The 21,060-nt window shown below is 45.5% G+C and carries 35 protein-coding genes; 1 reads left to right on the forward strand and 34 read right to left on the reverse strand.

The features are described 5' to 3' along the window. Positions 1-42: 42 nt before the first annotated feature. From rplQ to BLP92_RS09420, 31 genes are all read right to left on the reverse strand, one after another. Complete coding sequence (gene rplQ, locus BLP92_RS09270) at positions 43-405, reverse strand: 50S ribosomal protein L17 (protein WP_090842666.1); 363 nt, start codon at positions 403-405, stop codon at positions 43-45. A gap of 57 nt (positions 406-462) precedes the next feature. Further along, positions 463-1,407 (reverse strand): DNA-directed RNA polymerase subunit alpha, encoded by a 945-nt coding sequence (locus BLP92_RS09275; RefSeq protein ID WP_090842667.1) that lies wholly within the window; start codon positions 1,405-1,407, stop codon positions 463-465. Between the two features lie 157 nt (positions 1,408-1,564). Beyond that, the gene (gene rpsK, locus BLP92_RS09280) at positions 1,565-1,957 is read right to left on the reverse strand and encodes a 30S ribosomal protein S11 (RefSeq protein ID WP_090842668.1); all 393 of its coding nucleotides are present in this window, start codon (positions 1,955-1,957) and stop codon (positions 1,565-1,567) included. Between the two features lie 18 nt (positions 1,958-1,975). Further along, positions 1,976-2,341 (reverse strand): 30S ribosomal protein S13, encoded by a 366-nt coding sequence (gene rpsM, locus BLP92_RS09285; RefSeq protein ID WP_090842669.1) that lies wholly within the window; start codon positions 2,339-2,341, stop codon positions 1,976-1,978. Positions 2,342-2,360: 19 nt separating this feature from the next. Then, complete coding sequence (rpmJ, locus tag BLP92_RS09290; RefSeq protein WP_090842670.1) at positions 2,361-2,474, reverse strand: 50S ribosomal protein L36; 114 nt, start codon at positions 2,472-2,474, stop codon at positions 2,361-2,363. Positions 2,475-2,524: 50 nt separating this feature from the next. Next, positions 2,525-2,743: a translation initiation factor IF-1 gene (infA, locus tag BLP92_RS09295; protein WP_090842671.1), complete on the reverse strand. Its 219-nt coding sequence runs from the start codon at positions 2,741-2,743 to the stop codon at positions 2,525-2,527. 4 nt (positions 2,744-2,747) lie between these two features. Further along, complete coding sequence (locus BLP92_RS09300) at positions 2,748-3,050, reverse strand: KOW domain-containing RNA-binding protein (protein WP_090842672.1); 303 nt, start codon at positions 3,048-3,050, stop codon at positions 2,748-2,750. 20 nt (positions 3,051-3,070) lie between these two features. After that, positions 3,071-3,820 carry a type I methionyl aminopeptidase gene (gene map, locus BLP92_RS09305; protein ID WP_090842673.1) on the reverse strand — a complete coding sequence of 250 codons (750 nt, stop codon included), beginning with the start codon at positions 3,818-3,820 and terminating at the stop codon, positions 3,071-3,073. After that, complete coding sequence (locus tag BLP92_RS09310) at positions 3,817-4,470, reverse strand: adenylate kinase (RefSeq protein ID WP_090842674.1); 654 nt, start codon at positions 4,468-4,470, stop codon at positions 3,817-3,819. The genes map and BLP92_RS09310 overlap by 4 nt, the downstream gene beginning before the upstream one ends. A gap of 1,086 nt (positions 4,471-5,556) precedes the next feature. Beyond that, positions 5,557-5,997 carry a 50S ribosomal protein L15 gene (gene rplO / locus BLP92_RS09315; protein ID WP_090842675.1) on the reverse strand — a complete coding sequence of 147 codons (441 nt, stop codon included), beginning with the start codon at positions 5,995-5,997 and terminating at the stop codon, positions 5,557-5,559. A gap of 29 nt (positions 5,998-6,026) precedes the next feature. Beyond that, complete coding sequence (gene rpmD, locus BLP92_RS09320; RefSeq protein ID WP_090842676.1) at positions 6,027-6,215, reverse strand: 50S ribosomal protein L30; 189 nt, start codon at positions 6,213-6,215, stop codon at positions 6,027-6,029. 13 nt (positions 6,216-6,228) lie between these two features. Beyond that, complete coding sequence (gene rpsE, locus BLP92_RS09325) at positions 6,229-6,726, reverse strand: 30S ribosomal protein S5 (RefSeq protein WP_090842677.1); 498 nt, start codon at positions 6,724-6,726, stop codon at positions 6,229-6,231. A 26-nt stretch (positions 6,727-6,752) separates the two neighbouring features. Further along, positions 6,753-7,115 carry a 50S ribosomal protein L18 gene (gene rplR / locus BLP92_RS09330; RefSeq protein WP_090842678.1) on the reverse strand — a complete coding sequence of 121 codons (363 nt, stop codon included), beginning with the start codon at positions 7,113-7,115 and terminating at the stop codon, positions 6,753-6,755. A 34-nt stretch (positions 7,116-7,149) separates the two neighbouring features. Further along, positions 7,150-7,686 (reverse strand): 50S ribosomal protein L6, encoded by a 537-nt coding sequence (gene rplF, locus BLP92_RS09335; protein WP_090842679.1) that lies wholly within the window; start codon positions 7,684-7,686, stop codon positions 7,150-7,152. Between the two features lie 30 nt (positions 7,687-7,716). Then, positions 7,717-8,115, reverse strand: a complete 399-nt coding sequence (gene rpsH / locus BLP92_RS09340) for a 30S ribosomal protein S8 (protein ID WP_090842680.1) — start codon at positions 8,113-8,115, stop codon at positions 7,717-7,719. Positions 8,116-8,143: 28 nt separating this feature from the next. Continuing rightward, positions 8,144-8,329: a type Z 30S ribosomal protein S14 gene (locus BLP92_RS09345; RefSeq protein ID WP_090842681.1), complete on the reverse strand. Its 186-nt coding sequence runs from the start codon at positions 8,327-8,329 to the stop codon at positions 8,144-8,146. A 29-nt stretch (positions 8,330-8,358) separates the two neighbouring features. After that, a complete protein-coding gene (rplE, locus tag BLP92_RS09350; RefSeq protein ID WP_090842682.1) occupies positions 8,359-8,898 on the reverse strand; it encodes a 50S ribosomal protein L5 in 540 nt (179 codons plus the stop codon). 30 nt (positions 8,899-8,928) lie between these two features. Further along, complete coding sequence (gene rplX / locus BLP92_RS09355) at positions 8,929-9,240, reverse strand: 50S ribosomal protein L24 (protein ID WP_090842733.1); 312 nt, start codon at positions 9,238-9,240, stop codon at positions 8,929-8,931. 63 nt (positions 9,241-9,303) lie between these two features. Next, entirely contained in the window at positions 9,304-9,672 is a 369-nt protein-coding gene (rplN, locus tag BLP92_RS09360; RefSeq protein WP_090842683.1) for a 50S ribosomal protein L14, read from the reverse strand. Between the two features lie 42 nt (positions 9,673-9,714). After that, positions 9,715-9,978, reverse strand: coding sequence for a 30S ribosomal protein S17 (rpsQ, locus tag BLP92_RS09365; RefSeq protein ID WP_090842684.1), 264 nt, complete (start codon positions 9,976-9,978; stop codon positions 9,715-9,717). 20 nt (positions 9,979-9,998) lie between these two features. Continuing rightward, complete coding sequence (gene rpmC, locus BLP92_RS09370) at positions 9,999-10,202, reverse strand: 50S ribosomal protein L29 (protein WP_090842685.1); 204 nt, start codon at positions 10,200-10,202, stop codon at positions 9,999-10,001. Beyond that, on the reverse strand, positions 10,192-10,626 hold the full coding sequence (gene rplP, locus BLP92_RS09375) for a 50S ribosomal protein L16 (protein WP_090842686.1): 435 nt from the start codon (positions 10,624-10,626) through the stop codon (positions 10,192-10,194). The genes rpmC and rplP overlap by 11 nt, the downstream gene beginning before the upstream one ends. A 2-nt stretch (positions 10,627-10,628) precedes the next feature. Further along, positions 10,629-11,288: a 30S ribosomal protein S3 gene (rpsC, locus tag BLP92_RS09380; protein WP_090842687.1), complete on the reverse strand. Its 660-nt coding sequence runs from the start codon at positions 11,286-11,288 to the stop codon at positions 10,629-10,631. 2 nt (positions 11,289-11,290) lie between these two features. Beyond that, the gene (gene rplV / locus BLP92_RS09385; protein ID WP_090842688.1) at positions 11,291-11,632 is read right to left on the reverse strand and encodes a 50S ribosomal protein L22; all 342 of its coding nucleotides are present in this window, start codon (positions 11,630-11,632) and stop codon (positions 11,291-11,293) included. Between the two features lie 22 nt (positions 11,633-11,654). Further along, the gene (gene rpsS / locus BLP92_RS09390) at positions 11,655-11,933 is read right to left on the reverse strand and encodes a 30S ribosomal protein S19 (protein ID WP_090842689.1); all 279 of its coding nucleotides are present in this window, start codon (positions 11,931-11,933) and stop codon (positions 11,655-11,657) included. Between the two features lie 60 nt (positions 11,934-11,993). After that, positions 11,994-12,827, reverse strand: a complete 834-nt coding sequence (gene rplB / locus BLP92_RS09395) for a 50S ribosomal protein L2 (RefSeq protein ID WP_090842690.1) — start codon at positions 12,825-12,827, stop codon at positions 11,994-11,996. Between the two features lie 32 nt (positions 12,828-12,859). Further along, positions 12,860-13,150: a 50S ribosomal protein L23 gene (gene rplW / locus BLP92_RS09400; RefSeq protein ID WP_090842691.1), complete on the reverse strand. Its 291-nt coding sequence runs from the start codon at positions 13,148-13,150 to the stop codon at positions 12,860-12,862. Continuing rightward, positions 13,150-13,773 carry a 50S ribosomal protein L4 gene (gene rplD / locus BLP92_RS09405; protein ID WP_090842692.1) on the reverse strand — a complete coding sequence of 208 codons (624 nt, stop codon included), beginning with the start codon at positions 13,771-13,773 and terminating at the stop codon, positions 13,150-13,152. The genes rplW and rplD overlap by 1 nt, the downstream gene beginning before the upstream one ends. Before the next feature lie 26 nt (positions 13,774-13,799). Beyond that, entirely contained in the window at positions 13,800-14,429 is a 630-nt protein-coding gene (rplC, locus tag BLP92_RS09410) for a 50S ribosomal protein L3 (protein ID WP_090842693.1), read from the reverse strand. A 45-nt stretch (positions 14,430-14,474) separates the two neighbouring features. Continuing rightward, the gene (gene rpsJ / locus BLP92_RS09415) at positions 14,475-14,783 is read right to left on the reverse strand and encodes a 30S ribosomal protein S10 (protein ID WP_090842694.1); all 309 of its coding nucleotides are present in this window, start codon (positions 14,781-14,783) and stop codon (positions 14,475-14,477) included. Positions 14,784-15,038: 255 nt separating this feature from the next. Next, a complete protein-coding gene (locus tag BLP92_RS09420; RefSeq protein ID WP_090842695.1) occupies positions 15,039-15,854 on the reverse strand; it encodes a hypothetical protein in 816 nt (271 codons plus the stop codon). Between the two features lie 112 nt (positions 15,855-15,966). On the opposite strand from BLP92_RS09420, the gene BLP92_RS18020 reads away from it, so the two are divergent. Next, positions 15,967-16,107 carry a hypothetical protein gene (locus BLP92_RS18020; RefSeq protein ID WP_175444239.1) on the forward strand — a complete coding sequence of 47 codons (141 nt, stop codon included), beginning with the start codon at positions 15,967-15,969 and terminating at the stop codon, positions 16,105-16,107. Positions 16,108-16,187: 80 nt separating this feature from the next. Here the strand turns inward: BLP92_RS18020 and BLP92_RS09425 are convergent, their stop codons facing one another. The 3 genes from BLP92_RS09425 to fusA form a co-directional block, all read right to left on the reverse strand. Then, the gene (locus BLP92_RS09425) at positions 16,188-17,159 is read right to left on the reverse strand and encodes a nuclease-related domain-containing protein (RefSeq protein WP_090842696.1); all 972 of its coding nucleotides are present in this window, start codon (positions 17,157-17,159) and stop codon (positions 16,188-16,190) included. Positions 17,160-17,597: 438 nt separating this feature from the next. Then, a complete protein-coding gene (gene tuf, locus BLP92_RS09430) occupies positions 17,598-18,788 on the reverse strand; it encodes an elongation factor Tu (RefSeq protein WP_090842697.1) in 1,191 nt (396 codons plus the stop codon). Positions 18,789-18,904: 116 nt separating this feature from the next. Then, on the reverse strand, positions 18,905-20,983 hold the full coding sequence (fusA, locus tag BLP92_RS09435) for an elongation factor G (RefSeq protein WP_090842698.1): 2,079 nt from the start codon (positions 20,981-20,983) through the stop codon (positions 18,905-18,907). Positions 20,984-21,060: the final 77 nt, after the last annotated feature.

Raw genomic sequence — 21,060 nt, forward strand, 5'->3', positions numbered from 1 at the left:
AATCACTGTCTCCAGCATTGGCATCCCGCCCTTCTGCATTACTTATACTAGCTCAATGATAGCCATTTCAGCACCATCGCCGCGGCGAGGTCCAAGCTTCATTATACGAGTGTAACCACCCTGACGATCTTCATAGCGCGTTGCAACTTCGTCAAAAAGCTTCTGAACTGCATCTTGACCAGTCTCCTCGTTTGCTACTTCCTTACGTACGAAGGCAGCAGCCTGACGACGAGCATGAAGGTCTCCACGCTTACCGAGAGTGATCATCTTTTCAACCTGAGAGCGAACTTCTTTCGCTTTCGGCTCTGTTGTCTGGATGCGCTCATTGATGATTAGATCTGTAGTCAAATCGCGAAGAAGTGCTTTACGGGCACTGCTGTCACGACCTAATTTTCTGTATCCCATGGGTCATTTCCCTCCTTCACATATAACAATGCATTCCGTGCAGAAGCACGGTAACGCTTAGTCTTCCTGACGCAGGCCGAGACTTAACTCGTGCAGCTTCTCCTGAACTTCCTCAAGGGATTTACGTCCAAGGTTGCGCACTTTCATCATGTCATCTTCAGACTTCTGCGTTAATTCCTGTACTGTGTTGATTCCTGCACGCTTTAAACAGTTGTAGGAGCGCACGGAAAGGTCCAGTTCCTCGATCGTCATCTCGAGTACCTTTTCCTTTTGATCCTCTTCCTTTTCAACCATGATCTCGGCATTCTGCGCCTGATCAGTTAATCCAACGAAGATATTTAAGTGCTCTGTTAAGATTTTTGCTCCAAGTGATACTGCTTCTTCCGGACGGATACTTCCATCTGTCCAAACGTCGAGTGTCAGCTTGTCGTAGTTCGTTACCTGCCCTACGCGCGTGTTTTCTACCTGGTAGTTTGCCCGTACGACCGGAGTGAAGATAGAATCTACAGGAATAACTCCGATAGGAAGATCTCCTGCATTATTACCTTCTGCCAGTACGTATCCGCGGCCACGCTTTGCTGATACTTTCATTTGGAACTGGGCACCTTTGGAAAGAGTTGCGATATGAAGCTCTGGATTCAGAATTTCTACGTCACTGTCATGCGTAAAGTCCGCTGCAGTCACAGTTCCTTCTCCGTTTGCTTCAATCTCGATTGTCTTCTCTTCATCAGAGTAAATCTTCAGGGCCAGCTTTTTCAGATGAAGGATAATGGTTGTTACGTCTTCAACCACGCCTTCGATTGTAGAGAATTCATGCAGGACTCCGTTAAACTGCACGGAAGTAACTGCTGCTCCGGGAAGTGAAGAAAGCATAATACGGCGCAGGGAATTCCCAAGCGTAGTTCCGTATCCGCGTTCCAGAGGCTCTACAACGAATTTTCCGTACGTATGATCGTCACTTAATTCGACTGTTTCAATTTTCGGCTTTTCTATCTCGATCATTCAACAAACCCTCCTTCAAAACGTCGAAACCCCGGTTGTGAGTGACCACAACCGGAATCCCTCACTGGGCACACCTTGACCTGTTACGAAACGACAGTCCCGTTCCTTGGAACGAGACAGCTTGCTTCTCGTCAGACAGGAAAACCTGCCAAGTTTATTATACGCGACGACGTTTTGGTGGACGGCAGCCGTTGTGTGGAACCGGCGTTACGTCACGGATCATGCTCACTTCAAGGCCAGTAGCCTGAAGGGAACGGATCGCTGCTTCACGTCCTGCACCAGGACCTTTTACAGATACTTCAACATCCTTCATGCCGTGTTCCATTGCAGATTTTGCAGCTGCTTCTGCAGCAGTCTGCGCTGCGAATGGGGTAGACTTACGGGAACCTTTGAATCCAAGGTTACCAGCACTTGCCCATGCAATTGCATTTCCTTGAGGGTCGGTGATCGTTACGATCGTGTTATTGAACGTAGAACGAATGTGTGCAATACCGGACTCAATATTTTTACGTTGACGGCGCTTAGCGCGAGTCGTTTTTGGTTTAGCCATTGTTTACCGAAGCCTCCTTTACTTTTTCTTGTTTGCTACTGTACGACGAGCACCTTTTCGTGTTCGTGCGTTGTTTTTCGTTTTCTGACCGCGGACTGGTAAGCCTCGGCGATGACGGATACCACGGTAGGAACCGATCTCGATCAGACGCTTGATGTTAAGAGATACTTCACGACGAAGATCCCCTTCTACTTTTACTCCTTCAATCACGGAACGGATTTTACCTAGTTCGTCCTCTGTAAGATCACGAACGCGTGTATCTTCGGAAACGTCAGCTTCTTTCAGGATTTCCGCTGCGCGGGATTTCCCTACTCCGAAGATATAAGTTAAAGAGACGACGACTCGCTTATCGCGAGGAATGTCGACACCTGCAACACGTGCCATACTTTACACCTCCTATAAATTATCCTTGCTTCTGCTTGTGTTTTGGATTTTCGCAAATTACCATGACGGTACGTTTACGACGAATAACTTTACACTTTTCGCAAATTGGTTTTACTGATGGTCTTACCTTCATGTTCTTTACCTCCTTGATCATCCGGAGTAACGATTACTTACATCGATGATTTATTTATAGCGATACGTAATACGACCGCGAGTCAGATCATACGGAGATAATTCGACTGTGACCTTGTCTCCCGGAAGAATACGAATATAGTGCATACGAATTTTACCGGAAACGTGCGCAAGTACTTTGTGCCCGTTATCCAGCTCGACACGGAACATCGCGTTTGGAAGCGGCTCTATGACCGTGCCTTCTACTTCGATTACATCTTCTTTGGCCATGAATTTACTCTCCTTCCTTCAGTAAATTATCGTTGATATATGATGAAATTGCAAAGCGCAATTTAGCATTGGTTACACGACCTGTTTCAACTATACTGTTCTTCACTTCTGAAACTACAATATAACTGCGTTCCAGATGCTGCAGATTCTTTCTCTTCGGCCGGTCAACTTTGCGCTTATCGCCATCGGCAATATACACAAACCGGTCATCCAGCACCTCGATAATGCAGGCATACTGATCTTTGTCTCTTCCACTTAGAATCCTCACAAGCTCTCCGGCCTGGGGAACCGAATCAGGATCTTTCATTTGTTGACCACCTTTATCCATTACTGGATTTTTGTCATAATTTCATATCCTGTATCGACAATAGCAATCGTGTGCTCAAAGTGGGCGCATCTGGATCCGTCCGAAGTGACCACTGTCCAGTTATCAGACAGTGTGCGTACGTGACGTTTCCCGGAGTTAATCATCGGTTCGACGGCGAGCACCATTCCTTCTTCCAGCCTCGGGCCTCTTCCTGGAGGACCAAAGTGCGGAATGGGCGGATCTTCGTGAAGCTCCTGCCCCACGCCGTGCCCAACGTATTCCCTTACGACGGAAAAGCCATTCTTTTCCGCATGCGTTTGAATCGCATGTGAAATGTCCGTCAGGCTTCGACCCGGCTCTGCATAACGAAGTCCCTCAAAGAGAGAAGCTTCTGTTACGTCGAGCAGACGCTGCGCTTCGGGCTCAATGGTTCCGACGGCATAAGTCCACGCTGAGTCCCCGTGATACCCCTGATACTTCGCACCGATATCGATGCTGATGATGTCACCTTCTTTAAGCTCGCGGGAACCAGGAATGCCGTGCACCAATTCCTCATTTACTGAAGTGCAAATACTTCCAGTAAACCCATTATAGCCTTTAAAAGACGGAATCGCATCAAAAGACCGAATAAATCTGTCTGCAATGAGATCCAGTTCTTTCGTTGTTATGCCCGGGCGGATATGCTTTTGCAGCTCTTTATGCGTGCGGGCAACAATGTCGCCTGCTTTTCGCATAATATCCAATTCCCCTGCTGTCTTGCGAACGATCATGCATTACTCCCTTTAAGAAGAGCATCAACATCTTCAAATACTTTGTCGATGTCCTGCTGACCATCAACATTACGAAGATATCCTTTCTCTTCATAAAAGTCAACGAGCGGCTTTGTTTGTTCCAAATTCACTTCGAGTCGCTTATCGACCGTTTCCGGCTTGTCATCGTCTCGCTGAATTAATTCACTGCCATCTTTATCACATTTCCCTTGTTCCTGCGGCGGGTTGAATACTTCATGGTATGCAGTGCCGCATTCCGGGCAGATCCAGCGGCCTGTAAGGCGCTTGAATAAATCTTCCCTCGGTACTTTGATATACAATACGTGATCAAGCTGGCGGTCCAGTTCCTGCAGTATTTCTTCCAGTGCAGATGCCTGTGCTACTGTACGGGGAAACCCGTCCAGCAGGAAACCCTCTTTGCAGTCGTCCTTGCTTAAACGCTCACGGACGATGCCGATTGTTACCTCATCCGGCACGAGCGCACCCTCATCCATAAAAGCTTTCGCTCTCAGACCGAGATCTGTACCGTTTTTAATAGCTGCGCGGAACATATCTCCTGTGGAAATATGCGGAACCCCATACTTATCAACGATTTTATCTGCTTGCGTTCCTTTACCGGCACCCGGAAGTCCCATAAGGATTAAATTCATGTTTTCTACCTCCATCATTTTTGCCTGCGATCGCGGCTTGAAAGCCTTTAAAGATCGTATTATCAGGTGACTTTCTTTTGTCTGGAGCGACACACCAGCAGCGATCAGGCTGCACCTTCAGGCGGAAAGCCTGGAGGCAGACCTGTTCCTTTCAAAGGAAAAGCAGACAGGATTGAGTCAGCTGCTGAGAATAACGCTCCGACGAAAGTCAAAAGACAGAAATGAACATAAAATTTTCCTTGGTCATCTCAGGGACGGATTCAGGGATACAGACACCTTGCATGTTGGTTCCTCTGCCATCTGTTCAGAAAGCTTGAACAAACAAATAAAAATACAGAAAACCGATAACGCAGACTGCGTAATGCAGTCCCGTCGAAGTCGGTCCGTATAATCAAAGTTTTGTTGATTCCAGCTGTGGAACGAATTCCTTCAAGCAGCTGGAGCAACCCCGGCAGTCTTTACCTTCAATCACAAGTGAATGGTGAGCCCATTAACGGATTCTCAGCAACTAATCGCTTGGCGTATTGAACAGGTATTTTTTCTCAGGGCTTGCTGTACAAAAATAACTCCTACAACGATCGCTAAAAGTGCTTACAATACAGCAGCACAGTAACGATGTTAATGAACAAGGCATCTCCTGCGCCTTCGAATTGAGTTACATATACTCGGGTTAACTCCATTCGGAATCCCAGCAGCAATCCCAGCAAAGATAAGAATTGAAACGCCGTTCCGAAGAACTTTATTTCAGTGGTTCGATATCTTGTCACTTGTGCTAGCTTCTTGCGACCAGCTTCCCATTCATTCATTATAAAATGAAATCAGGGACAACATCCAGTTATTGTAACCAAACAATAATCGATGCTGTAATGTAGGGCATTATTCCTGTCGCAAAGATCGAGAAATTCTCGAGGGCACCTCCGCCTCCAGTATGCTGCAGGCGTTCAATTCCCCGCCGATTCCGGCACATAAGCGCCAGTATCCGCAGCGGGGAGGTGGGCACCGATTCGAAAGACGATTAACATCGCTAAGGTGTTGAAGAATCAATCTTCACTCACCTACTCGAAAGATTGGAGATCGTCTGAAACATTATACTACTTCGGTAGACCCGCCAGCAGCCTCAATTGCGTCTTTCGCTGCAGCAGAAAACTTACTTGCTTTTACTGTCAGCTTGCGCTCTAATGTTCCATTACCTAGAATTTTTATTCCGTCACGTTCGTTTTTTACAACGCCAGTCTCAATAAGAAGAGCTGAAGTGACTTCTGTTCCGTCCTCAAAACGGTTTAGTGTTTCCAGGTTCACGACCGCGTATTCTGTACGGTTCGGGTTCGTAAATCCGCGTTTTGGAAGACGACGGAAGATAGGCATTTGACCACCTTCGAAACCAGGACGTACACCTCCGCCGGATCGCGCGTTTTGACCTTTGTGACCACGGCCGGCAGTTTTACCATTACCAGACGCAACACCTCGGCCTTTACGCTTGCGGTCCTTGCGGGAACCTACAGCAGGCTTTAATTCGTGAAGTTGCATGTTGACACCTCCTCAACGTTTATTCTCTATTATGCTTCGATCTCTTTAACTGTAACTAAGTGAGCTACTTTGTTTACCATTCCGCGCATTGCGTCGTTGTCCTCTTGAACAACTGTGCTGTGCATCTTGCCAAGACCCAGTGTCCTGACAGTTACACGCTGATCTTCCGGACGTCCGATCAGACTGCGGGTGAGGGTAATTTCTAATTTCTTTGCCATGCCAAATCCCTCCTTAACCTAGCAACTCTTCAACAGATTTGCCGCGTAGTTTCGCCACATCTTCCGGGCTTTTCAGACTTTCAAGACCCTGAATTGTCGCACGTACCATGTTAATAGGGTTGTTTGAACCTAAAGATTTCGAAAGGATATCCTGTACACCAGCAAGTTCGAGTACCGCACGGACAGGTCCGCCGGCAATAACTCCCGTACCTTCAGATGCCGGCTTCAGAAGAACTGAACCTGCTCCGAATTCACCAGTAATCAAGTGAGGGATTGTAGTTCCCTGCATCGGTACTTTAATAAGGTTCTTTTTACCTTCTTCGATCGCTTTGCGAATTGCTTCAGGTACTTCAAGTGCTTTACCCATGCCAAATCCAACGTGACCGTTTTTATCGCCTACAACAACAAGTGCTGCGAAGCGGAATCGGCGTCCACCTTTCACTACTTTCGCTACTCGGTTAACCGTTACAACTCTCTCTTCAATTTCAAGTTTGCTTGCATCGATACGCAATGTGTTTCCCTCCTTTATTCCGTAAATTAAAACTTAAGACCAGCCTCGCGGGCTCCGTCTGCAAGTTCCTGGATTCGACCGTGATAGAGGTAACCACCGCGATCAAATACGATTGTTTCTTTGCCTTCTTCAAGGGCACGCTTCGCCACAAGTTCGCCAACTTGACGAGCTGCTTCTTTGTTCCCGCCTTTTTCTACGTTAAGTTCTTTATCTAAGCTGGATGCACTTGTAATTGTAACGCCTGCAACGTCATCAATTAACTGTGCATAAATGTGCTTATTAGAACGGAATACGTTCAAGCGAGGACGTTCCGCAGTACCTGTGATCGAACGACGAACGTGGGCATGTCTTTTCTTACGTACCGCGTTCTTAGCAGTCTTCGTGATCATCGAACGTCAGTCCTTTCTTTCCGTTATTCAGGGCTTACTTCCCTGTCTTACCTTCTTTACGACGAACATATTCGCCTTCGTAACGGATACCTTTACCTTTGTAAGGCTCAGGGATACGTACGGCACGGATGTTGGAAGCAAGTGCTCCCACGCGCTCTTTATCAATACCTTTAACAGTGATCTGTGTGTTTGAAGGAACTTCGATTTCAAGTCCGTCTTCCGGTACAAATTCTACTGGGTGGGACAGGCCTACGTTCAGCACCATCTTGTTTCCAGTTTTCTGCGCACGGTAACCGACACCTACCAGCTCAAGCTTCTTTTCATAACCTTTGGATACGCCTTCGATCATGTTGTTGATCAGGCTGCGAGTCGTTCCATGAAGAGAACGGTGCTCTTTGTGGTCAGATGGTCGGGATACTGTGATTGTATTCTCTTCCTGCTTAACGATCATATCGTGATGAAGTTCACGGGAAAGTTCGCCTTTAGGGCCTTTAACTGTAACCGTGTTTCCGTCAAGCTTGAAGTCAACTCCTGATGGAATTTCAATAGGTTTTAAACCAACTCGGGACATACGTGACACCTCCGTTCTATCGCTTAATAATTACCAAACGTACGCTAGTACTTCTCCGCCGACTTTCTGCTGTCGGGCTTCTTTATCTGTAATAACGCCACTTGAGGACGAAATGATTGCAATTCCAAGTCCTCCGAGTACGCGTGGCACTTCGTCGGATTTTGCGTATACACGCAGACCTGGCTTACTGATTTTCTTAAGGCCGGTGATAACTTTTTCGTTATTTGCACCGTACTTAAGGAAAATACGAAGAACACCTTGCTTGCTGTCTTCGATTGCCTCGTAGTCGCGGATGAAACCTTCGCGCTTGAGGATGTCTGCGATTTCCTTTTTGATGTTTGAAGCGGGTAGCTCCAAGCTTGTATGACGTACTAGATTCGCATTACGAATGCGAGTCAGCATATCAGAAATAGGATCTGTCATGACCATCGTATTTACCTCCTTCCTTTAAACGGAATTACCAGCTAGCTTTTTTAACGCCCGGAATTTGACCTTTGTGTGCAAGATCCCGGAAGCAGATACGGCAAAGTTTGAATTTGCGAAGAACACTATGCGGACGTCCGCAGTTTTCGCAGCGAGTGTACTCTTGTACAGCAAACTTCTTCGTACGCTTCTGTTTTGCGACCATTGATTTTTTCGCCAAGGTCTACACTCCTCTCTTCTTTCAGAGTATTATTTCTGGAACGGCATGCCAAACTGTGTTAGCAGCTCGCGTGCTTCTTCATCTGTATTAGCAGTAGTAACAACAACAATATCCATTCCGCGGACCTTATCTACGTTATCGTAGTTGATCTCAGGGAAAATAAGCTGTTCTCTTACACCCAGCGTGTAGTTTCCTCGTCCGTCGAATGCTTTTTTAGAAACACCGCGGAAGTCACGTACTCGTGGTAAAGAAACAGAAACAAGCTTATCGAGGAAGTCGTACATGCGCTCACCGCGGAGTGTAACTTTCGCTCCGATAGGCATACCTTCACGTACTTTAAATCCTGCAATAGATTTTTTCGCTTTCGTAATAAGTGGCTTTTGACCAGCAATTACTGCAAGCTCTTCTACGGCTTTGTCCAGAACTTTTGAGTTCTGTACAGCATCGCCGACACCCATGTTAATTACGATCTTTTCGATCTGGGGTACTTCCATAACAGAAGAATAATTGAACTTCTCTTTAAGAGAAGGGGTAATTTCCTGATTGTATCTCTCTTTCAAACGATTCATTGAGTGTACCTCCTTTCACCAACTGGCTTATTACTTATCTAAAGATTCGCCAGATTTTTTAGCGATACGTACTTTCTTTCCGTTCTCAGTCTTGTATCCAACGCGGCTTGGTTCGTTCGTAGATGGATCAATTACCATTACGTTCGAGACGTGAATAGACGCTTCTTGGTTAAGAATTCCGCCTTGCGGGTTCGCTTGAGATGGCTTTGCATGTTTCTTAACCATGTTTATGCCTTCCACAAGTACACGAGATTTCGCTGGATAAGCTTCAAGGACTGTTCCTTCTTTGCCTTTATCTTTCCCGGAGATGATTTTTACGTTATCTCCCTTTTTTACGTGCAGCTTCACTTGGGACATGAGGGCACCTCCTCTTTACTCGGATGTTTCCGGTATCTATCTAATATATTAAAGAACTTCTGGAGCAAGAGAAACGATCTTCATGAACTTGTTCTCACGAAGCTCACGTGCAACTGGTCCAAAGATACGAGTTCCTCTTGGTCCTTTATCGTCACGGATAATTACTGCTGCGTTTTCGTCGAACTTGATATAAGAACCATCAGAACGGCGGGCTCCGCTGCGTGTGCGTACGATTACGGCACGAACAACTTCACCTTTCTTGACAACGCCACCAGGTGTTGCCTGCTTTACAGTGCAGACGATTACGTCACCAATGTTCGCAGTCTTGCGTCCTGTACCACCAAGAACTTTAATGCAGAGCACTTCACGCGCTCCAGAGTTATCAGCTACTTTTAAACGGCTTTCCTGTTGAATCATAGATTCCTTTACCTCCCTTCAGGTAAGCAAACATATTGTTCTTTAGATAACAACTGCCTCTTCAACTACCTCGACAAGTCGGAATCGCTTATCCTTTGATAGCGGGCGAGTTTCCATGATGCGCACGACATCGTTCACTTTTGCAGTGTTGTTCTCGTCATGTGCTTTATATTTCTTTGTGTGTTTTACACGCTTTCCGTAAAGCGGGTGCATCTTATAAGTTTCTGTAACAACTGTGATTGTTTTGTCCATCTTATCTGATGTCACACGGCCTACGTAGCTTTTACGATTATTACGTTCTGCCACAGTAAATCCTCCTCTCAAGACTATTCGCTCACGATTCCTAGTTCGCGTTCGCGTAATACTGTCTTAGCTCGAGCAATTGCTTTCTTTACCTCACGAATGCGGGCTGGATTGTCTAGCTGTCCAGTCGCAAGCTGAAAGCGAAGGTTGAAAAGCTCTTCTTTTAAAGATATTGCTTTCTGTTCGATTTCTGCAGTGGTTAGGTTGCGGATCTCATTAGCTTTCATTTGCGTCACCACCCACTTCTTCACGTTTAATTACTTTTGTTCTGATTGGCAGCTTGTGTGATGCCAGACGAAGTGCTTCACGAGCAACTTCTTCAGATACACCTGCGATTTCAAACATTACTTTCCCGGGCTTTACTACCGCTACCCATCCTTCTGGAGCACCTTTACCGGAACCCATGCGGACTTCTAGAGGTTTTGCAGTATAAGGCTTGTCTGGGAAAATTTTAATCCATACTTTACCGCCACGCTTCATGTAACGCGTCATAGCGATACGTGCAGCTTCGATCTGGCGGTTTGTGATCCATGAAGCTTCAACAGCTTGTAGACCGTACTCACCGAATGTGACTTCTGTTCCACCTTTTGCGCGTCCTCGCATTTTACCACGATGCTCACGGCGGTATTTCACACGTTTAGGCATTAGCATGATTATTTTCCTCCTTCCTCTTGTTTCGTTCCTTTAGTTGGAAGGACTTCACCTTTGTAGATCCAAGTCTTCACACCAAGCTTACCGTACGTAGTATCTGCTTCTGCAGTACCGTAATCGATGTCAGCTCTTAGTGTATGAAGTGGTACAGTTCCTTCGCTGTAATGTTCAGAACGAGCGATGTCAGCTCCGCCAAGTCGGCCGGATACTTGTGTTTTGATACCTTTTGCACCAGAACGCATTGTGCGCTGCATAGACTGTTTCATTGCACGACGGAAAGAAATTCTTGCTTCCAACTGACGAGCGATGTTTTGTGCTACGAGTGTAGCGTCCATATCTGGCTTCTTGATTTCGTTAATGTTGATGTGTACTCGCTTGCCTGTAAGGTTGTTAAGGGATTTACGAAGTACTTCTACTTCAGAACCACCTTTACCAATTACCATACCTGGCTTTGCAGTATAGATCGTCACGTTGACGCGGTTCGCGGCACGTTCAATTTCAATCGTAGAAATGGATGCTTCGCTCAGGCGCTGCTCCAGGTAGTTACGAATTTTAATATCTTCGTGAAGTAGTGTCGCGTAATCTTTATCAGCGTACCACTTGGATTCCCAGTCGCGAATAACGCCGACACGCAGTCCATTAGGATTTATTTTCTGACCCACACTTATCCCTCCTTCTTTTCTGTTAGTACGAGTGTAATGTGGCTTGTACGTTTGTTGATTCTGCTTGCACGTCCTTGTGCTCTTGGACGAAATCTTTTCATTGTAATACCTTCGTCTACGAATACTTTACTGATAACGAGGTTCTCAGGCTCCATTTCGTAGTTATGCTCTGCGTTCGCAATAGCTGAATTTAAAAGCTTCTCCACAACAGGGGATGCTTTCTTCGGCGTGTGGTTAAGAATGGAGATTGCCTCACCAACTTCTTTTCCACGGATTAAGTCTACGACCAGACGAGCTTTGCGAGGAGCAATGCGTACTTGTTTTGCAACTGCTTTAGCTTCCATGATCAGTACCTCCCCTCTTTAATTAACGTCGTGTTTTCTTATCGTCAGAAGCGTGGCCTCTGTAAGTGCGCGTTGGTGCAAATTCACCAAGCTTGTGCCCAACCATATCTTCCTGAATGTAAACCGGAACGTGCTTGCGACCATCATAAACGGCGATCGTGTGCCCGATGAACTGTGGGAAGATCGTAGAACGGCGTGACCAGGTTTTGATCAGCTTTTTGTTTTGAGTATCGCCCTGTGCTTCAACCTTTTTCATCAAGTGATCATCTACAAATGGTCCCTTTTTTAAACTGCGACCCATAATGGTACCTCCCTTCGCAACTGTGCTACGGTTCTATAGCAGAACCGTAGATCAATTACGTTATTTTTTACGACGACGGCGTACGATATATTTATCGGACTCTTTGTTCTTGTTTCGTGTCTTGTAACCAAGCGTAGGCTTGCCCCAAGGTGACATTGGAGATGGACGGCCGATTGGCGCGCGACCTTCACCACCACCGTGTGGGTGATCATTAGGGTTCATAACAGAACCACGTACAGTTGGACGTTTGTTCATCCAGCGTGAGCGTCCTGCTTTACCGATTGTTACAAGTTCGTGCTCGATGTTTCCAACCTGACCTACTGTAGCACGGCAAGTGCCAAGAATCAAGCGTGTTTCACCGGAACGAAGACGTACAAGTACGTACTTGTCTTCACGTCCCAATACCTGTGCTTCTGCTCCTGCAGAGCGAACCAGCTGTCCGCCTTTACCAGGACGAAGCTCGATATTGTGAATGATAGTACCAACTGGGATGTCTTTCAACTGAAGCGCATTACCAGTTTTAATGTCTGCATCTTTACCAGACATGATGATTGTACCTACTGTAAGGCCTTTTGGTGAAAGGATATAACGCTTTTCACCATCTGCATAGTTGATTAGAGAAATGTTCGCAGAACGGTTCGGATCGTATTCTACCGTAGCAACGCGTCCTGGAATTCCATCTTTATCACGCTTAAAATCAACAATACGATATTGACGCTTGTGTCCGCCACCCTGGTGACGTACAGAAATACGTCCCTGGTTGTTACGGCCGGCTTTCTTGGAAAGTGGAGCCAGTAACGATTTTTCAGGCTTGTCTGTTGTGAGATCCTGAAAATCCAGTGATGTCATAAATCGGCGACCGTTTGTGGTCGGTTTATACTTTTTGATAGCCATGAGCTTTTCCCTCCTTCGCTAAAAAATGTTTATTACGCACCTTCAAAGAATTCTAATTCTTTGCTGTCCGCTGAAAGCTCGATAATCGCTTTTTTGCGCTTGCGAGTATAGCCGCTGTGTCGGCCAAAACGCTTAAATTTACCTTTATAATTCATCGTATTCACGCTTACTACTTCTACACCGAAGATTTCTTCTACTGCAGAGCGGATCTGCGGCTTCGTAGCACGCGGGTCTACTTCAAACGTATACTTTTTCTGTTCCATAAGATCTGCGGAACGTTCTGTGATAATCGGGCGCTTAATAATTTCTCTTGCGTTTGACATTATGCAAGCACCTCCTCTACCTGTTTAACAGCTTCTTGAGTAATGATGAGCTTCTCATGTGTAAGAAGATCAAGTACATTTACTCCTTTTGCTGAAACAGAAGTTACTCCTGGAAGGTTACGGGCAGACAAAGCTACTGCTTCGTTGAAGTCCGCTGTTACGATAAGCGTTTTTGTTGTTGCAGAAAGACCTGCAAGAACTGCTTTCATTTCCTTCGTTTTTGGAGCTTCAAAACTCAATTCTTCAACCACGCGGATGTTATCCTCGTGCACTTTTGAAGAAAGAGCTGATTTTAATGCTAAACGGCGCTGCTTCTTAGGAAGCTTGTAACCGTAATTTCTTGGTGTAGGACCGAAAGTCACTCCACCGCCTACCCAGATTGGGGAACGAATAGAACCGTGACGTGCGCGGCCTGTTCCTTTTTGACGCCATGGCTTAATACCGCCACCGCGTACTTCTGAACGGTCTTTTGTTTTGTGTGTTCCTTGACGGCGTGATGCTTGCTGCATAATCACTGCTTCGTAAAGAACGTCTTTATTTGGTTCAATACCGAATACACCTTCTGCAAGTTCGATATCGCCTGCTTGTGAGCCATCTTGTTTATATAGTGTAACTTTAGGCATCGGGGCTCCTCCTTTCTTATCTGAAATTATTCAGCTTTGATCGCTGATTGAACTGTTACGTAGCTTTTCTTCGCGCCTGGAACATTTCCTTTAACGAGAAGAACGTTACGCTCTGTGTCGACTCTGACAACTTCAAGGTTTTGTACAGTTACTGTTTCTCCACCCATGCGGCCTGGAAGTAATTTACCCGGACGTACGTGGTTCGGGTCAACTGGACCCATGGAACCTGGAGAACGGTGATAGTGGGAACCGTGGGACATTGGTCCGCGGGACTGGTTGTGGCGCTTGATCGCACCCTGGAAACCTTTACCTTTAGACTTGCCGGTAACGTCCACTACATCTCCTTCTGCAAAAACATCTACCTTGACTTCCTGACCAACCTCTAGTTCAGCTGCCTCAGCGTCGCGGATTTCCTTCACGAAGCGCTTAGGTGTTGCGTTTGCCTTTGCTGCGTGACCTTTCTTCGGTTTGTTCTGACCATTTTCTTTCTGATCAAAAGCACCAAGCTGTACAGCTTCGTAACCTTCACCTTCTACTGTCTTCTTCTGAAGAACAACGTTTGGCTCAGCCTGGATCACTGTTACTGGTACTGCTTCACCAGCTGCTGTGAAAACCTGAGTCATGCCTAGCTTCTTTCCTAAGATTCCTTTGGTCATCCGTCACACCTCCTATAATTTAATATTTGTAAAATTTATGATCAATTAAAGTTTGATTTCAATATCCACACCGGATGGCAGATCGAGACGCATTAGCGCATCAACTGTCTGTGGTGTTGGCTCAATGATGTCGATTAAGCGCTTGTGTGTGCGCATTTCGAATTGCTCACGAGAATCTTTGTACTTGTGTACTGCTCGTAGCACTGTGTAAACAGATCGCTCTGTTGGAAGTGGAATTGGTCCACCTACACCGGCACCTGATCTCTTCGCTGTGTCAACAATCTTCTCTGCAGAAGCGTCGAGTACGCGGTGATCATATGCCTTTAATCGAATACGAATCTTTTGTTTTGCCATTTGATTACCTCCTTTTATCGCCCATTTTTGGAAATAGACTTGCTCCTCGGAAATTTTCCGTCCACCATTTCCATGGCAACGGGATCTGGTGTGTCGGTAACCTCCCGAATCAAAGCCTTTCTGTGACCAACATTAGATAGTATACAGGATTTACACCGTATACGCAATGCTTTTTTTATATATTCTTACGGCCACACTTTGAACATTATACAATCTGTGCTTCCTGTATGCAATGGGGTAGCGAAAATTCTTTTTTCAGCGGCGGTAATGCAGCTGGATAAGGAGTGGTGAGAGGAGAAAGATGGGGGTTTGATGGGCGAGGTCTTCCTCTACAGTAATAATGTCTCCCCTCACCCCCGCAAAGATGTTCATCGCTTCTAAGGGTATGCCGTCATATTTCGTATCAATGAGTTTATTTTTATTTATGTCTCTCACTTCAAATTGGATACCGCCGAAGCCGCCGTGGTTTTCTCCAATCTTGTTGCCAGCTTCATCATAGATGTTGGAATAGGCTCGGAGCAGGTTCAGCAGATTCATATCATATTCGGCGAGTTTCGTTCCATCGCTGGTATATAAATGATATCTCTGTTTAAATCCGCGGTCTTTGTAAAGCCGGTAGAGAGTGCCTTCCTGATTTTCCACGATAATTTTCTTTTTCAGGTAAGGCCTGAGTCCAATGAGATGCAGACAGAACTTCGCTGCTTTCTGAAGGCCGGTTACATCCTCCCGGATCACAGCGACTGCTTCTCCCTTCATTGTAAAGATCACAAACTCCCGCAGCCAGTGGACAAAGGGGACGAGTATAAACCTCCGTTGCTTTTCGAACGTAAGCGATTGTTCCGGAGTAGTTACCTTTATTTCTTTCGCACGTGTTTTTTTCGCATGTGCTGCAATAAGGAAGCCGGGGAAGCTTCCTGCGAGCACCACGAGGTACAGCGCATTCGGATGCAGCAGGTACTGCCAGCCGATGATACTGAAGGCAGCAGTGATAATCAGCGCTGCCGCTAAAGAGAGCCAGGCAAGCAGGCGGAACGTTTTCGCTGTTCTTATGTAGTATTGCTGTATATTCATTAGTGGCATGATCCTTTCCTGAATTTTAGTGGTGGTCAGGTTTATCCATTATACAAGAAAAGGTTGTTTGGAGTCGCGGCTTGTTTTTATATGAAGAGGCTGTATCCGGTATATGCTGTTAGTAATAGGTTTGTATCTGTACACGATGACGTATTATCTGCTTTTAGCAGCTGATATTCTGTTATTAGCGTATGTAACTGTTACTAATGGGAAAGAATCTGATTTTAATAAAGTGATTATTTTATTTATCTGATTTTAGTACCCCCGAATCTGTCATTAGCAAAACAATGAAAAAAGACAGATCACTTAACTCATGCGATCTGCCTTCGGTTCCTAAAAAAATCTATTCAATTCCAATTTGTATTTTCTCCCTTTGCTTGGGACTCCATTGTGAATGACATATGGAAAAATTAACTTTCTTGCAGTGACCCGGGAGACATGAGAGAGGAAAATGCGATATACACTTAAAGAATGAAATCCTACATTGAGTATAGCCAGATCCTGTAATGCCTGCAAATGCACATGGTCATCTTTTTGATTGCACGAACTGCAGTACCAAGTTTCTCTTTTACGACGAAGCCTCCTGGCTTTACATCCAGGACAGCGAATAGCATGCATTACATCGGTCGGCTGGAGATTGTATTTTTTGAGCAAAGAGTGATTCGCTTCTTCATTTTCCTTGCGCAGTAGCTTTTCCAGCTCTTGAAGCTGCGATTTAGTGAGCACCCGTTTGGAGTGCAGTAACTGTTGTGAATCAATTATTTCAGGTAAAAGTTCCGCATGATATAACTCTGGAATGGGTGTATGGGTGGAAATCTGTGTGTGGGGATTCGATATTATTACGTGTGCACATAGCGGTATTGTCGGCAGGGAGTATAACTTAAGCCATTGAGCGAGCTGTGTCGCCTGTCGCTTTGCCTGCTGGATGGGGCACGGGTAGGTTGTTACTGCTTCGTTTTTAATTTGGAGCATTTGCCCGTAATGCGGTTCGAATGTCAACCTGCCGGAATAGTTTTTCACCTCGCCGATATATATAAATGATGGGGTAACGAGGAGGAGGTCGATCTGAAAGTAATAATTGCTGTCTTTTGTTTTAAAGCGGAGTCCCCGGCAGATAAAAGCTTCTTTATGTATGTTCAGAAACGACAGAATATAATTCAGTGACTCTTCTCCCTGAAATCCGGAGAGGTACTTTTGATAGTCCTTTTCTATTTTCTCATATACAGTGTATCTTTGTGGCAGTCTGCGCAACAGTGCCTCGTATTGTAAAAGGTATAAAGGTCTTTCTAAATTGTATGTATTCATTTAACAGCTCCTTTTGAAATACAATATACGGTTATTATATTAGAGTTTCCCTTTCATTTCCACAAATTATACGAACAAAAGTTCTTTATTTGTATTTTCACTTAGTAGTCTCTCTATGAAAAAATTCAGTATAACTTTTATGTATGGATAAAGTTCCCGGATTCTGACATTAGCAGCAGTTATCTGTACACGATGAAGAATTATCTGCTTTTAGCAGCGGCTATTCTGTTATTAGTGTGCGTATCTGTTACTAAAAGAAAGGAATCTGATTTTAAGTACGCAGTTTCCTATTTATCTGTCATTAGTAGATTCAAATCTGTTATTAGCAAATAAGCATCTCCCTGTCCTCCGTCCTGCCTATCCTCCAAAAACACCCGCCCAAACAAAAAAAGAGCCGAGCGATAAATCGCTCGACCCTTCTATAAAAGAGTAATAAAATTACTCAGTGATTTGTGCTACAACGCCAGCGCCTACTGTACGTCCACCTTCGCGGATAGAGAACTTAGTTCCCTCTTCAATCGCGATTGGTGAGATTAGTTCAACAACCATTTCAATGTTGTCACCAGGCATAACCATTTCTACGCCTTCTGGAAGGTGAGTAACACCAGTTACGTCCGTAGTACGGAAGTAGAACTGTGGGCGGTAGTTAGTGAAGAATGGAGTGTGACGTCCACCTTCTTCTTTTGAAAGAACGTAAACTTCCGCTTTGAACTTAGTGTGTGGAGTGATAGTTCCTGGCTTCGCAAGAACTTGTCCACGGTTGATGTCGTCACGGGATACACCACGTAGAAGTGCACCAATGTTGTCACCAGCTTCAGCATAGTCAAGAAGCTTACGGAACATTTCAACACCAGTTACAGTTGTCTTAGAAGGAGCTTCCGCAAGACCAATGATCTCTACTTCGTCACCTACGTTAAGCTGTCCACGCTCAACACGACCTGTAGCAACAGTACCACGGCCAGTGATAGAGAATACGTCCTCTACTGGCATCATGAATGGCTTATCTTTGTCGCGGTCTGGAGTTGGGATGTAGTCATCCACTTGCTGCATAAGCTCAAGGATAGCGTTTTCGTGCTCTTCGTCACCCTCAAGTGCTCTTAGTGCAGAACCTTTAACGACAGGAATGTCGTCACCAGGGAAGTCATACTCAGAAAGAAGTTCACGAACTTCCATTTCTACTAGTTCAAGTAGCTCTTCGTCGTCCACCTGGTCAGTTTTGTTAAGGAATACTACGATAGAAGGTACCCCTACCTGACGAGAAAGAAGAATGTGCTCACGAGTTTGTGGCATTGGGCCGTCCGCTGCAGATACTACAAGGATAGCTCCGTCCATTTGTGCTGCACCAGTGATCATGTTTTTAACATAGTCAGCGTGTCCAGGGCAGTCAACGTGTGCATAGTGACGGGAATCAGTTTCATACTCTACGTGTGCAGTAGAGATTGTGATTCCGCGCTCGCGCTCTTCTGGAGCACCATCAATCTGGTCATAAGCCATAGCTGTACCTTTACCAGATTTCTTGTGAAGTACGAAAGTAATTGCTGCAGTTAACGTTGTTTTACCGTGGTCAACGTGTCCAATTGTACCGATATTAGCATGCGTTTTGGAACGATCAAATTTTTCTTTACCCATGATCGAAATCCTCCTTACATATAGTTGAATTTTTTATTTCTGATTGGAAAGGCGAAAGACATTGCAGTCACCTTCCCTAGCTTACAACAAAAACAAGTTACTGACAATGACTGGCCTTATTGACCAGATGATTTTTTAACGATTTCTTCAGAAATACTCTTTGGTACTTCTTCGTAGTGGTCGAAGTGCATAGAGTACTGACCGCGCCCCTGCGTGTTAGAACGCAGTGACGTTGCGTAACCGAACATTTCAGCAAGCGGCACCATAGCTTTTACAGTCTGTGCATTACCGCGTGCTTCCATACCTTCTACGCGTCCACGGCGTGACGTGATGTCACCCATGATGTCACCCATATACTCTTCCGGTACTACTACTTCCACTTTCATAAGCGGCTCAAGAAGAACTGGCTTACACTTGTTCTTCGCTTCTTTGAAAGCCATGGATGCTGCTACTTTAAATGCCATCTCGTTGGAGTCGACATCGTGGTAGGAACCATCATATAAGCGGGCTTTTACGTCTACCATTGGGTAGCCTGCAAGAAGTCCGTTATCGAGGGATTCTTTTACACCCTGCTCTACAGAACCGATATATTCACGTGGAACAACACCGCCGACAACGTTATCGATGAACTCGAAGCCGCCGCCTTCATCGTTTGGTGAGAATTCAATCCAAACGTGACCGAACTGACCGCGTCCACCGGACTGTCGTACGAACTTACCTTCACATTTCGCGCTTTCGCGGATTGTTTCACGGTAAGATACCTGTGGTGCACCAACATTCGCTGCCACTTTGAATTCACGCTTCATACGGTCAACGATGATGTCGAGGTGAAGTTCACCCATACCACCGATAATCGTCTGTCCTGTTTCATCATCCGTGTGCGTGTGGAAAGTTGGATCTTCTTCTGCAAGCTTCGCAAGTGCCATACCCATCTTGTCCTGGTCTGCTTTAGAAGCAGGCTCTACGGAAAGGTGGATTACCGGCTCAGGGAATTCCATAGACTCAAGAATAACGAGATTCTTTTCGTCACAGAGTGTATCCCCTGTAGAAGTGTCCTTTAAACCAATACCCGCTGCGATATCCCCTGCATAGCATGTTGGGATTTCTTCACGGTGGTTGGCGTGCATCTGCAAGATACGTCCCATACGCTCACGCTTGCCTTTTGTTGAGTTAACAACATAAGAACCAGCGTCAACTGTACCGGAGTAAACGCGGAAGAAAGTTAACTTACCTACGAAAGGATCCGTTGCTACTTTAAATGCCAGAGCAGAGAAAGGCTCGCTGTCATCTGCATGACGCTTCACTTCTTCTTCTGTTTCTGGAATATGACCTTCGATTGCTGCAACATCTGTTGGCGCTGGAAGGTAGTCAACAACTGCATCCAATAGAAGCTGAACCCCTTTGTTTTTGAAGGCAGAACCTACAAGAACAGGGTAGAACTCTACAGAGTTTGTTGCTGTACGGATTGCTTTTTTCAGTGTTGGCGTATCGATTTCCTCTCCTTCAAGATAAAGCATCATAAGATCTTCATCAAGGTCGGAAACTGCTTCGATAAGCTTTTCACGATATTCTTCTGCCTGCGCTTTATACGCTTCAGGGATCTCACGGATTTCTGCATTTCTTCCTTCATCATCAAGATAGAAGGTAGCCTGCATTTCTACAAGATCAATAATTCCTTCGAAGTCATCTTCTGCACCGATAGGAAGCTGAATCGCTGCTGCGTTCGCTCCAAGACGGTCCTTCAATGTTCCGAGGGAATAAATGAAGTCTGCACCGAGCTTGTCCATTTTGTTAACAAACACAATACGCGGCACGCCGTAAGTTGTTGCCTGGCGCCATACTGTTTCTGTCTGTGGTTCAACACCAGACTGAGCATCAAGAACTGCAACAGCACCATCAAGTACACGGAGGGAACGTTCAACTTCTACTGTGAAGTCTACGTGACCAGGTGTATCGATAATGTTGATACGGTGTCCTTCCCACTGAGCTGTTGTTGCTGCAGACGTAATCGTGATCCCACGTTCCTGCTCCTGCTCCATCCAGTCCATCTGGGAGCCGCCTTCGTGAGTTTCACCAATCTTATGGATACGTCCTGTGTAGAAAAGAATACGCTCTGTAGCGGTTGTTTTACCGGCATCGATGTGAGCCATGATACCAATATTACGTGTCTTTTCTAAGGAGAACTCTCTTGGCATGTGTCTTTTCTCCTTCCTGTGAATCATAGTAGATTATCTGAAGGATAGAGCGGAGCTGACTCCGCTCCCTTCAGTTA

Origin of the sequence: Alkalicoccus daliensis, from assembly GCF_900103955.1 — a bacterium.
Lineage (GTDB): Bacteria > Bacillota > Bacilli > Bacillales > Salisediminibacteriaceae > Alkalicoccus > Alkalicoccus daliensis.